The sequence below is a fragment of the Mycobacterium sp. NGS50 genome, from assembly GCF_059812545.1.
On the sequence record NZ_JCALCW010000026.1, the window covers coordinates 64,033 to 76,191 of the forward strand.

The following is a 12,159-nucleotide window of genomic DNA, read 5'->3' on the forward strand; positions in this document are numbered from 1 at the left end:
TCAGACCTTCGGTGCCTCGTCGTCGCCGATCAGCAACCGCACGGCCAGATCGAGGCGCTTGCTGACGTCGGTGGCCGACGCGCGCCGGGTCAGCCAGGCGAGCAGGTTGGACAGCCAGACATCGGAGATCACCCGCGCGATGTGGTACTGGTCCTCGGTCGGTTCACCCGGCTCGCCGTCGCTCATCGAGCGCGCAAACATCGAATCGATGATCTTCTCGACATGATCGACCTCGCCGGCGGCCGACGCGTCGGCGAACACGTAGGCCCGGGCCATCGCCTCGGTCAGCAACGGGTTGCGCTGCATGGCCCGGTTGAGCCGGCTGACCATGCCGCTGAGGCGCTGATAGGGGGTTCCGCCGGTGACGATGGAACGGTCGGTCTTGCCGTCGATCCGTTCGAACTCGCGGCCCAGCGCCGAGACCAGCAGATGCACCTTCGACGGGAAATACCGGTAGAGGGTGCCGACCGCGACGTCCGCGCGGTCGGCGACGGCGCGCATCTGCACCGCTTCGTAACCGCCCTTGGAGGCAATCGCCATGGTCGCGTCCAGGATGCGCTTGCGGCGCTCACGCTGGGCGTCGGAACCGAGTTCGGACTCCGTCAGGACCGACACGTTCAAAACCTCGCGTGGTTGCGCGCCCGCAGCCTGGCCCGGATTGCTTTGCGCTGGCGACGACATGCGGTAGTCCGCCCCTTCTCCTCAACGTACCCGCCGGTAACAATACGCAACGCTAACGTAAATTTCCCGGTTCGAACCGGCCGGGAAGGCCACGTGTCCTGCTGCGATGGTGGTCGACTTGACGGTCGATCACTGGCACTATTAGAACACGTTCTAGTGTGCTTTAGCGCCCTTGTCACGCCGAATTAGGAGCCGATCGTGCCAACCACCACCACGGACGAAGAGTTCGCTGTACGCGAGCTGGTGCGCGACTGGGCTGGTAGCTCCGGCGCGACGGAGGTAATCCGCGACGTCGAACAGGGTAAGAGCGACGCCTGGCGACCGGTATTCGCCGGTCTGGCGGAACTAGGGCTCTTCGGTGTCGCGGTCGCCGAAGAGCACGGTGGCGCCGGAGCGGGCGTCGCCGATGTGTGCGCCATGGTCGATGAGGCCGCCCGCGCCTTGGTGCCGGGCCCGGTGGCGACGACGGTGCTGGCCACGCTGCTGATCGAGGACGGCTCGCTGCTCGACGCGCTGGCGTCGGGCCAGCGCACCGCGGGTGTCACGCTGACCGCGGACGTGCGATGGGACGGCGAGCGGGCCGTTGGCACCGCGCCGTACGTGCTCGGCGCCGATGCGGGTGGACTGCTGGTGGTTCCAGCCGGCGACACCTGGCTGGTCATCGACGGCGCCGCCGAGGGGGTGAGCATCGAAGCGCTGGCTGCGACGGACTTCTCCTGTCCGTTGGCCCGCGTCACGCTGGACTCTGTGCCCGCGGCGGTTCTCGACATAGCGGGGCAGCGGGTCCACGACCTGGCTGCAACGGTTGCCTCGGCCGAGGCTGCCGGCCTGGCACGGTGGGCGCTGCACACCGCCACCGAGTACGCCAAGGTGCGTGAACAATTCGGCCGGCCGATCGGCAGTTTCCAGGCCATCAAGCACCTGTGTGCGGAGATGCTGCTGCGTGCCGAGCAGGCATCGGTGGCCGCGGCTGACGCGGCGACGGCCGCCGCGGATGGCTCGGATGACCAGCTGTCGGTGGCCGCGGCGGTGGCTGCTGCCGCGGGTATCGAGGCCGCCAAGGCGAACGTCAAGGACTGTATCCAGGTTCTCGGTGGCATCGGCATCACCTGGGAACACGACGCTCACCTCTACCTGCGCCGTGCCTACGGCCTCAGCCAGTTCCTCGGCGGGCGGCCGCGGTGGCTGCGCCGGATCGCCGCGCTGACCCAGCAGGGGATTCGGCGCGAGCTGCGCATCGACCTGGAGTCGGTCGCGCACCTGCGCCCCGAGATCGCCGCCGCCGTGGCGGACGTCGCGACCCGTCCCGCCGAGCAGCGCCAGGCCGCACTGGCCGAATGCGGCCTGCAGGCGCCGCACTGGCCCCGCCCCTACGGACGGGCGGCGTCGCCGGCCGAGCAATTGCTGATCGACCAGGAGCTGGCCGCGGCCGATGTGGTGCGACCCGATCTGGTGATCGGATGGTGGGCGGCGCCCACCATCCTCGAGCACGGCACCCCCGAGCAGGTGCAACGCTTCATCCCGGGCACCATGAGCGGCGAAATCTTTTGGTGCCAGCTGTTTTCGGAGCCGGGCGCGGGCTCGGACCTGGCGTCTCTGCGCACCAAGGCGGTGCGTGCCGACGGTGGCTGGCGGCTGACCGGGCAGAAGGTGTGGACGTCGGCCGCGCACAAGGCGCAGTGGGGGGTGTGCCTGGCCAGAACCGACGCCGACGCGCCGAAACACAAGGGCATCACCTACTTCCTGATCGACATGACCACGCCCGGGATCGACATCCGTCCGCTGCGGGAGATCACCGGCGACGACCTGTTCAACGAGGTCTTTCTCGACGACGTGTTCGTGCCCGACGAGATGGTCGTCGGGCAGGTGAACGACGGCTGGCGGCTGGCGCGCACCACCCTGGCCAATGAGCGGGTCGCGATGGCCGCCGGCACCGCCCTGGGCAACCCGATGGAAGAGCTGCTGCGTACCGTCGCCGCCCTCGACTTCGACCCCGCCCAGCAGGACCGGCTCGGTGCGCTCATCCTGTCGGCGCAAGTCGGTGCGCTGTTGGATCAGCGGATCGCCCAACTGGCGGTCGGTGGCGCGGACCCGGGCGCGGAATCCAGCGCCCGCAAGCTGATCGGTGTCCGCTACCGGCAGTCGCTGTCGGAGTTCCGGATGGAATTGTCCGAGGGCGGCGGTGTGGTCTCCAACAAGACCGTGCACGATTTCCTCAACACCCGCTGCCTGACCATCGCGGGCGGCACCGAGCAGATCCTGCTCACCGTGGCCGCCGAGCGGTTACTGGGTCTGCCGCGGGGCTAGCCGCCACCCTGCCGAGCAGACGCAAAAGTGCCCTAAACGCACTGGTTTAGGGCACTTTTGCGTCTGCTCGCGCGGTGAACGATCAGGAGAACGACGCCTGCGCGCAGGTGCTCGGGGTGGTGAGGTTGACCCCCGCGTAGACGACCTGCACCGTCGCGCAGACGTAGACATTGCCCTCGGTGGCCGGCTGCCCGGTCGTCTGCGACGTCGAGACGATGGTGCCGGCGGTCTGGTACTTGTCGGGTGGGCCCGCACCGTTGTACATCGACTGGATCACCGCGGTCCCGCCCTCTTTGAACACCTTGGTCCCCGGCCCGCCGCGGTCGGCCCAGTTGCCTTCGCCGCCGTTGGTGTGCACGTCCAGGTACATGCTGCGCTTGTTCGACCGCACCTCGGTGCTCTGCTTCGCCCACAGATCCGGCGGAAAGCCGGTCACCCCCTCGGGGGTGCGCAGCTGGACCCCGGCGATGAAGTCGCAGTGGGCACCGGCGGACCTGCAGTCCAGCCAGCTGTGCGTCTCCAGCTGATCGGTGTCGTTGACCGGAAACAGTGTCGTGGCGGTGTTGGTGGCCGCCGGACTGATCGCCGGGGGAGCCACGGCGCCGCCAACCACGGCGATCCCGACCGCCGCCACTGCTGAAACCATCCGCTTCATGGTGTTTCCTTCCCGCGTCGCCGCCTGCGAATCTAGCGCCGTGCTCAGTCGTCGTAGGTGACTTCGACCGAATCGGTCTCCGGATGGGCCTGGCAGGCCAGGATCAGACCGTCGTCGAGGTCCTGCTGCTCAAGCACGTCGTTGATCTCCATCGTGACCTTGCCGTCGCGCAGCGTGCAGGCGCAGGCGCCGCAGTGCCCCTCCCGGCAGGAGAACGGCGCGTCCAGGCCCGCGGCCAGCAGCACGTCGAGCAGCTTGGCGTTGCGTGGCCAGGACACGGTGTGCGATTCGCCGTCGAGCTCCACCACCACGCTCGCCGGCGGTTCGTCGCCGGAGTCCTCGATGGTGATCGCGGCGAACGGGTCGCTGTCCAGCGACTTGAACACCTCGAGGTGGATCTGCTTGGCGGGGACGTCCAACGACTCCAGCGCCTCCCGCGCTGCCTGCATGAACGGGCCCGGCCCGCAGATGAAGGCGTCGCGTTCGGTGTAGGGGGCGGACAGCCGGGCCAATGCCGCGGCGCTGGGCAGGCCCTGCACCGACTCCAGCCAGTGCACCACGTTGAGCCGGTTGGGGTACTCGGCGGCCAGTTCACGCAGCCTGGCCGCGAAAATCACCGACCGCTCGTCGCGGTTGGCGTAGATCAGCGTCACCTGACCGCTGCCCTCGCTCAGGGCGGACTTGCAGATGCTCAGCATCGGCGTGATTCCGCTGCCGCCGGCCAGCAGCAGCATGTCGGCGTCCAGCGTCTTGGGCACGAACGTGCCGGACGGGGCCAGCACATGGATCCGCATACCGGGGTGGGCGTGGTCGCACAGCCAGTTGGACGCGTAGCCGTCGACGGTCCGTTTGACCGTGACCGTCAGCGCCTGGTCGGTGAACGGTGAACTGCACAGCGAGTAGCAGCGGGCCACCGAACCGGTGCGGTCGCTGGGGATGCGCAGCGTCAGGAACTGTCCGGGCGCGTAGCGCAGCCGCTCCGGCGGTATGTCAGCGGCCTCCGGGCCGTCGGGAACGCGGAACACCAACAACCGGGCGTCGTCGGTCTCCACGACGACGTCGGCGATCTCCAACTGCAGCACGTGGTCGCCCAGTGGCTCGTCCGGAACGGGTTCGGTCACGGCCTGCCCTCATCTCTGGTCATAACTAGAACAGGTTACAAAAAAGTGCTCATCTGCCGCTACCAGCCGCAGGAACACCCTGCTCGACACAAATCAGAACATGTTCTAATCTCTGTCTAGGTTCTTCAGTCCCAGGAGGCGAGACAGTGACGTCCATTCAACAGCGTGACGCGCAGGCGGTCCTAGCCGGTATCGATGAGCTGCTCCCGCAGTTGCGCGAGCGGGCACAGGCCACCGAAGACCTGCGTCGACTGCCTGATGAGAACGTTCAGGCGCTCCAGGATGTGGGGTTCTTCACGCTGCTGCAACCCGAGCAGTGGGGTGGGCTGCAGTGCGACCCGACCATCTTCTTCGAGGCGGTCCGCCGGCTGGCCAGCGCGTGCGGATCCACCGGCTGGGTGGCCTCCATCATCGGGGTGCACAACTGGCACCTGGCGCTCTTCGAGCAGCAGGCCCAGCAGGAGGTGTGGGGCGAGGACACCAACGTCCGGGTCTCCTCCTCGTATGCGCCGATGGGTGCCGGCGTCGTGACCGAGTCGGGCGACGGCTACATCGTCAACGGTGCCTGGAACTGGTCGTCGGGCTGTGACCACGCCACCTGGGCCTTCCTGGGTGGTCCGGTGATCAAGGACGGTCGCCCGGTCGACTTCGGCAGCTTCTTGATCCCGCGCACCGAGTACCGCATCGACGACGTCTGGAACGTGGTCGGGCTGCGCGGCACCGGCAGCAACACCGTGGTGGTCAAGGATGTGTTCGTGCCGCGGCACCGCTTCCTGTCCTACAAGGCGATGAACGACCACAGCGCCGGCGGCTACGAGACCAACACCGCGGCGGTTTACAAGATGCCGTGGGGAACCATGCACCCCTCCACCATCTCGGCGCCCATCGTCGGGATGGCCTACGGCGCCTACGACGCCCACGTCGAGCACCAGGGCAAGCGGGTGCGTGCCGCCTTCGCCGGCGAGAAGTCCAAGGACGACCCGTTCGCCAAGGTGCGGATCGCCGAGGCCGCCAGCGACATCGACGCCGCCTGGCGCCAGCTGATCGGCAACGTCGCTGACGAGTACGCGCTGCTGACGTCGGGTCAGGAGATCCCGTTCGACCTGCGGGCACGGGCCCGCCGCGACCAGGTGCGCGCCACCGGCCGCGCGATCGCGTCGGTGGACCGGCTGTTCGAAGCGTCCGGCGCCACCGCGCTGGCCAATGACGCGCCGGTCCAGCGGTTCTGGCGGGATGCGCATGCGGGTCGGGTGCACGCCGCCAACGACCCCGAGCGGGCCTACTTGATTTTCGGAAACCACGAGTTCGGGCTGCCGCCCGGCGACACCATGGTCTGATGCTGAACGTACGAGGAGGTTCGCGATGAGCATCCGGTCGTTGGGTTACCTGCGGATCCAGGCCACCGACATGGCGGCCTGGCGCGAATACGGTTTGAAGGTTCTCGGCATGGTCGAGGGCTCCGGTAGCACCGAGGGTGCGCTCTACCTGCGGATGGACGAGTTCCCGGCCCGGCTGGTCATCGTGCCCGGTGACACCGACCGGTTGCTGGTGTCGGGTTGGGAGTGCAGCAACGCCGAAGGCCTGCAAGAGATCCGCAACCGCCTCGACATCGAGGGCACCCCGTACAAAGAGGCCAGTGCCGCCGAGCGCGCCGACCGCTGCGTCGACGAGATGATCCAGTTCGACGATCCGTCGGGCAATCATCTGGAGGTCTTCCACGGTGTGGCGTTGCAGCACCGTCGGGTGGTCAGCCCCTACGGGCACCGGTTCGTCACCGAGGAGCAGGGTCTGGGACACGTGGTGCTGTCCACCAAGGACGACGCCGAGGCGCTGCACTTCTACCGTGACGTGCTCGGCTTCAAGCTGCGCGACTCGATGCGGTTGCCCCCGCAGATGGTGGGCCGGCCAGCCGACGGCGACCCGGCCTGGTTGCGGTTCTTCGGCTGCAACCCGCGCCACCACAGCCTGGCGTTCCTGCCGATGCCGACCCCGACCGGCATCGTGCACCTGATGGTCGAGGTGGAGAACGCCGACGACGTCGGGCTCTGCCTGGACCGGGTGTACCGCCGCAACGTGCCGATGGCGGCCACCCTGGGCCGGCACGTCAACGACAAGATGCTGTCGTTCTACATGAAGACACCCAGCGGTTTTCAGGTCGAGTTCGGTTGCGAGGGCCTCGAAGTCGACGACGAGGACTGGATTGCGCGGGAGAGCACCGCGGTCAGCCTGTGGGGGCATGACTTCACGGTGGGCATAGAGAAGTAGTCCGCCAGTGAGCTCCCCATCGACAGCAGACCTTCCGATCGACCCGCGCGCGTTCCGCAACGTGCTGGGACAGTTCTGCACGGGCATCACCATCATCACCACCGTGCACGAGGACGTTCCGGTCGGATTCGCCTGCCAGTCGTTCGCGGCCCTGTCGCTGGATCCGCCGCTGGTGCTGTTCTGCCCGACCAAGCTGTCGCGGTCCTGGCAGGCCATCGAGGCCTCCGGGAAGTTCTGCGTCAACATGCTCACCGAGAGCCAGCAGCACGTGTCGGCGCGGTTCGGCTCGAAGGAACCCGACAAGTTCGCTGGGATCGACTGGCAGCCCTCGGCTTTGGGCTCGCCGATCATTGCCGGCTCGCTGGCCTACATCGACTGCACGGTCGCGTCGGTGCACGACGGCGGCGACCACTTCGTGGTGTTCGGAGCGGTGCAGTCGCTGTCCGAGGTGCCGCTGATCAAGCCTCGGCCGCTGCTGTTCTACCGGGGTGCCTACACCGGAATCGAACCGGAGAAGACCACGCCGGCGCAGTGGCGCGACGACCTGGAGGCGTTCCTGACCACCACCACCGACGACACCTGGCTCTAGACCGATCCCGTTGCCGCCAGCGGCAATCCCACGACGCTGTCGCGGCGCGTCGCGTCGCGCGAATGCCGCTCGGCCAGGATCAGTGCCAGTCGGCTTGGTGCTGCGCGTGGGTCGGCAGGTAGGCGCCCGGTCCGAAGAACTCGTCGTAGAAATCGGTGTCCAGGTGCTGCGCCTGCAAATACATCAGCACATGCACCGTCGGCACGGTGCCGGGCAGCTTGCCGAACGTGTCATAGATGTAAGACGCCTCGACGGTGACCAGGTCCGCGATGGCGTCGGGTGGCAGCGCGGAGCTGCGCACGCCGGCGGCGTCCGACCACGGACCGGCGGTGTCGCGATGAAACGGCCCGCCCGGTCCGTACTTGCGGGCAACCAGTTTCTCGACACCGGCCGCCACCGAGGCGACGTGCGGCGGACTGAGAGTCTCGAAGTACCCCGGTAGGCCGGTGACATTCGGGAACGGCCACCGGGGGTCGTCGTCGGCGACGAAACCCACTCCGGGCGCCCGCGGATCGCTGGAGCCGCCCAGCACCGACAGCCGGTCCAAGCCGTCGAATGTCCAGCCGCCCAGGCCCATGGCCTGCAGGGTGAGCACCCCGGTATTGGCGGCGATGGAGAGTTCCGCGCTGGCCTCGGTGAGCGTGTACTGCTCGACGAACGACAGCGGGATCGGATCGTCGGCGTGCCGCAGCGGTACGTCGGTTCCGGCGATGGCGCGGCCGTTGATGTCGTCGAAGATCCGGTAACCGTTGGCGGCGAAGAACCACAGGTTCTCCATCAGGTGCTCGGCCAGGTCGGCGACCGGGAAAACCAGCAGGCTGCCCGGATGGTTACCGATCCAGGTGTTGTGGCCTTCCATGTACGGTTCCTCGCGCGGCAGCTGCAGCCGGGAGTCTGAAATGCGCACATAGGAATCCGCGGTGTGGCTGATCCAGTCCTCGATGGATGCCGGCGCGGACGGCGGCTCGTCGCGGGTGGGCAGCAGATAGGTGCCGGTGTCGTCGGTGAAGAACAGCTGGCTGGTGTGAAATCCCGCCGCCGACGGGAAGGTGCGGCCGGTGGCACTGCCGGAGTAGTTCGGCAGCGACGGTGCATAGCCGGGATGGTGGGTGATCCCATAGTGCCACCCGGTGACGCCGCCGGTCATCGACAGCAGCAGCGCTCGTTCGACGTCCGACAACGGCTGGACCGGCCGGTTGCTGGTGTAGGCCAGTGCCCCGGCAGGAATGCTGCCGCCCACCGGGAATCGGCGGGAGCGACGCCCGGTGACCGCGGCGAGCAGCGGGAACTGTGTCACCCGGGCCAGGGCGGCGCGTTCGCGTTCGGAAATGGCGAGGGACATCGGTGCACTCCCATTGATCACCGGATGGGTGGACGTCGTCACCGGACATCTTGCCGGAAAGCACTAGCGCGGACGGTCGTCGGTGCTGGTCTTCGCATGGATATCCGTTACATGGGCAACGTGCACCGGCTGCTACCGTTAGCATCTGACGAATACGCCGAGGACCGGGCCGTCCTGAAGTCGCCTCAGCAGGCGGCGGTGGTCGTCGGAGTCGGTTGGCTCGCCGCTGCAGGCGCAGTCCTGGGGTGGTTATAAGGAGTCGGCGGTGAGTGACACGACACGCGGTTCGCGGGTGGGGTCACAGTTCGGGCCGTATCAACTGACCCGCCTGCTCGGCGTGGGCGGTATGGGCGAGGTCTATGAGGCCTACGACACGTCCAAACAGCGGGTGGTCGCCTTGAAGTTGCTCTCCCCGGTATTGAGCAACGATCCGGGATTTCGGGAGCGCATGCAGTGGGAGGCACGTACCGCCGGGCGGCTGCACAACCAGCATGTGGTGCCGATTCACGATTTCGGTGAGATCGACGGCCAGCTGTTTATGGATATGCGCCTGATCGACGGCACCGACTTGTCGAAAATTGTGAAGCAGTCCGGGCCATTGAACCCGGCGCGCGCGGTCGTCATCTTGCGGCAGGTGGCATTGGCGCTCGATGCCGCGCACGCCGTCGGCGTGATTCATCGCGATGTCAAGCCGGAAAACATTCTCATCACCCGCGATGATTTTGTATGTCTGGTCGACTTCGGTATCGCCGACGCGGCCAGTGTCGACGGCGCGACCCAGGTGGGCGACGCGGCCGCGACGTTCCGCTACGCGGCCCCGGAGCGGTTCACCGGGGCGGCGACGGGTCACCGCGTCGACATCTACTCGCTGGCATGTGTGCTGTTCGAGTGCCTGACCGGCGCGTCGCCGTATCAGGGCGACAACGCCGGAGTGCTGATCACCGCGCACCTGATGCAACCCATTCCGTGCCCCAGCCAGGTGTGCCCCGGGGTGCCGCCGGCTTTCGACGAGGTCATCGCGCGCGGGATGGCCAAAGACCCTGAGCAGCGCTACGGCAGTGCCGGCGAATTGGCGCTGGCCGCCTACCAGGCCTTGAGTCGGCCGGAGCCGACGTTGCCGCTGGAATCGGTCGACCCAACCCAGATCGAGGCCGCATCGACGCAGCTGGCGCCGGCTCCGACCCAGCTCAACATCGACCCCACCCCGGCCGTCGTCGAGCAGATCGCCATCGACCAGACCCAGATCGCGCCCCCGCCGGTGCCCGAGCAGCCCGCAGGCCACGCGGGCCCCGGCGGCTACGAGTTCGGGCAGCCGCCCGGTGCCGGCTGGCCGGCGGTGCCGCCGTCCGAACCGGCCGGCAGCGGTTGGCCCGCCGAATACGGCGGATTTCCGTTGCCGCACGCTGCGCGGAGCAAGCAGAAGTCGAAGCTTCTGTTGGTGCTGGCCGCGGTGGCAGTGCTGCTCATCGGCGGCCTGACCGCGTGGCTGCTGCGCTCGTCGGACTCCGGGTCCAGCGCGTCGAATCCGACCGGCTCGACGTCGACGACGCCGGCGCCCAGCCCACCGGACACCGCGGCTCAGGCCCGGCTGATCAGCCTGTTGCCGGTCGGCTACGCGACCGGGGTCTGCACACCGACCGCGCTGCCCAAAGACGCGTTGGCCAAGGTGTTGTGCGGGCAGAACGCCGACGTCGACGGACCGCCGTCGGCGACGTTCACCTTGTACCCGGACACCGCGGCACTGCACTTCGGGTTCAATGCCACGGTGCACGATTCGGCGGTTGTGGACTGTCCCGGACGAATTCAATCGCCGGGACCGTGGCACCGAAATGCGACTCCGGATAAGACCAGCGGCATGCTGTTATGCGCGACCCAAAAAACGAACCCCATCGTGGCCTGGACTAATGACGCCGCCGGCCTGCTGGGGGTCGTTCAGTCGAAGCCAGAGGGCCCCACAATGGACCAGCTATATGTCTGGTGGGGGTCCCATTCCTGACCACCCAATAACGGACGCACACGTCAATTATGTGCGGTGCGGGGCCTCGGGTGGTAGAACTACCAAGTGGATTCAGGCTCCCCCTGCCATTACGTACCGTTTCCACGCCACCGCAGCGGAGTTGCCGCTGGGACGATACAGGAGTGAACAACGTGAATTTCCGCACCGCCAGTTGGGCGCGAGCAGCCACATTTATTGCCGTGGGCGCCGCCAGTATTGCCAGTGCAGCCACCGCGGTCGCTGATGAAGCCGCCGCACCCTCAACCCACAACCTGGGCAGCCAGGCGACGCTGACCAACGGCGGTGTCGTCCAGGGGTGGACCATCAGCAACCTCAAGCAGAGCAGCGACTCGCTGGACTACGCCGTGCAGGGCACCTTGTGGGAGGCCACCGCCACCGATGAGGCGTTGCAGGGTTCGGTGACCCCGATCGTGTCGAACCTGAACGCGCGCAGCGCCAGCGGCCAGAACTACCGCGTGCTGTACCAGGTCGCCAGCCCGCAGGGTGTCAACCCGGGAACGATCTCCCAGGGCGAGAAGACCTCCGGCAAGGTCTACTTCGACGTGACCGGCGACAACCCGAACAGTGTCGTCTACAACGCCGGCGGCCACGACTGCGCGATCTGGGTGCAGCCGCCGCCCGCCACCGGCGGCTCGGGCTCGAGTGTGGTCGGCAACGCGCCGGCCGCGGCCCCGGCCACCAACCCGTCGACCGCGGCCCCGGCGGCGGCCAACGGGCAGACCCCTGGTGCTACCCCGGCTGGTACTCCGTCGACGAACGCGCCGACCGGCAGCCAGGGCACCCCGATCGCCGAGGGCAGCCAGGGCACCCCGCTGCCCGCCGGCACCCAGGAGAACCCGGCCGGCACCCCGTCGGGCACTCAGGAGGCACCGGCCGGCACCCAGCAGGCGCCGTCGGGCACCCAGGAGGCTCCGGCCGGCACCCAGGAGGCACCCGCCGGCGCTCCGGCAGGTACCCAGCAGGCCCCGCCGGCTGCCGGCCAGGCACCGGCCTCGGGCGGCGCCCAGGAGGCTCCTGCGGGCACCTCGGCGGGCACCCAGCAGGCTCCGGCGGCCGGTGGCCAGGACTCTGCCGGGTCCGCCGCGCCTGCCTCGGCGGGAACGGCTCCGGCCGGCAACGCGGTGGCGCCGACGCCCTGATCGATCCGAACACAAGCGGGCCCGCCCATGTGCGGGCCCGCGT

10 protein-coding genes are annotated in these 12,159 nt (G+C 68.0%); 6 read left to right on the forward strand and 4 right to left on the reverse strand.

Features of this window, described 5'->3' with window-relative positions; all coding sequences use genetic code 11:
• On the reverse strand, positions 1-615 hold the full coding sequence (kstR, locus tag AC5Y36_RS18060; protein ID WP_500042309.1) for a cholesterol catabolism transcriptional regulator KstR: 615 nt from the start codon (positions 613-615) through the stop codon (positions 1-3).
• A 264-nt stretch (positions 616-879) separates the two neighbouring features.
• On the opposite strand from kstR, the gene AC5Y36_RS18065 reads away from it, so the two are divergent.
• The gene (locus AC5Y36_RS18065) at positions 880-2,988 is read left to right on the forward strand and encodes an acyl-CoA dehydrogenase family protein (protein ID WP_500042310.1); all 2,109 of its coding nucleotides are present in this window, start codon (positions 880-882) and stop codon (positions 2,986-2,988) included.
• Positions 2,989-3,070: 82 nt separating this feature from the next.
• Here AC5Y36_RS18065 and AC5Y36_RS18070 read toward each other — a convergent pair whose 3' ends face one another.
• Both AC5Y36_RS18070 and AC5Y36_RS18075 read right to left on the reverse strand, forming a co-directional pair.
• A complete protein-coding gene (locus AC5Y36_RS18070; protein ID WP_500042311.1) occupies positions 3,071-3,643 on the reverse strand; it encodes a hypothetical protein in 573 nt (190 codons plus the stop codon).
• A gap of 44 nt (positions 3,644-3,687) precedes the next feature.
• Positions 3,688-4,764 carry a 2Fe-2S iron-sulfur cluster-binding protein gene (locus AC5Y36_RS18075; RefSeq protein WP_500042312.1) on the reverse strand — a complete coding sequence of 359 codons (1,077 nt, stop codon included), beginning with the start codon at positions 4,762-4,764 and terminating at the stop codon, positions 3,688-3,690.
• A 146-nt stretch (positions 4,765-4,910) separates the two neighbouring features.
• Here AC5Y36_RS18075 and hsaA point away from each other — a divergent pair, with 146 nt between their 5' ends.
• The 3 genes from hsaA to hsaB are packed head-to-tail and all read left to right on the forward strand — an operon-like array spanning position 4,911 to position 7,618.
• The gene (hsaA, locus tag AC5Y36_RS18080) at positions 4,911-6,101 is read left to right on the forward strand and encodes a 3-hydroxy-9,10-secoandrosta-1,3,5(10)-triene-9,17-dione monooxygenase oxygenase subunit (RefSeq protein ID WP_500042313.1); all 1,191 of its coding nucleotides are present in this window, start codon (positions 4,911-4,913) and stop codon (positions 6,099-6,101) included.
• Positions 6,102-6,126: 25 nt separating this feature from the next.
• Positions 6,127-7,029: an iron-dependent extradiol dioxygenase HsaC gene (gene hsaC / locus AC5Y36_RS18085; RefSeq protein WP_500042314.1), complete on the forward strand. Its 903-nt coding sequence runs from the start codon at positions 6,127-6,129 to the stop codon at positions 7,027-7,029.
• Positions 7,030-7,066: 37 nt separating this feature from the next.
• Positions 7,067-7,618 (forward strand): 3-hydroxy-9,10-secoandrosta-1,3,5(10)-triene-9,17-dione monooxygenase reductase subunit, encoded by a 552-nt coding sequence (gene hsaB / locus AC5Y36_RS18090; RefSeq protein ID WP_500042320.1) that lies wholly within the window; start codon positions 7,067-7,069, stop codon positions 7,616-7,618.
• A gap of 79 nt (positions 7,619-7,697) precedes the next feature.
• Here the strand turns inward: hsaB and AC5Y36_RS18095 are convergent, their stop codons facing one another.
• Positions 7,698-8,960, reverse strand: coding sequence for a hypothetical protein (locus AC5Y36_RS18095; protein ID WP_500042315.1), 1,263 nt, complete (start codon positions 8,958-8,960; stop codon positions 7,698-7,700).
• Positions 8,961-9,225: 265 nt separating this feature from the next.
• On the opposite strand from AC5Y36_RS18095, the gene AC5Y36_RS18100 reads away from it, so the two are divergent.
• Both AC5Y36_RS18100 and AC5Y36_RS18105 read left to right on the forward strand, forming a co-directional pair.
• Complete coding sequence (locus tag AC5Y36_RS18100) at positions 9,226-10,956, forward strand: serine/threonine-protein kinase (RefSeq protein WP_500042316.1); 1,731 nt, start codon at positions 9,226-9,228, stop codon at positions 10,954-10,956.
• A 194-nt stretch (positions 10,957-11,150) separates the two neighbouring features.
• Positions 11,151-12,116 carry an MPT63 family protein gene (locus AC5Y36_RS18105; protein ID WP_500042321.1) on the forward strand — a complete coding sequence of 322 codons (966 nt, stop codon included), beginning with the start codon at positions 11,151-11,153 and terminating at the stop codon, positions 12,114-12,116.
• Positions 12,117-12,159: the final 43 nt, after the last annotated feature.

What these genes read in the sequence shown, in the direction of transcription:
- hsaC (WP_500042314.1), top strand. Translation starts at nt 6,127, where the DNA reads ATGAGCATCCGGTCGTTGGGTTACCTGCGGATCCAGGCCACCGACATG.
- AC5Y36_RS18070 (WP_500042311.1), bottom strand. Translation starts at nt 3,643, where the DNA reads ATGAAGCGGATGGTTTCAGCAGTGGCGGCGGTCGGGATCGCCGTGGTT.
- AC5Y36_RS18095 (WP_500042315.1), bottom strand. Translation starts at nt 8,960, where the DNA reads ATGTCCCTCGCCATTTCCGAACGCGAACGCGCCGCCCTGGCCCGGGTG.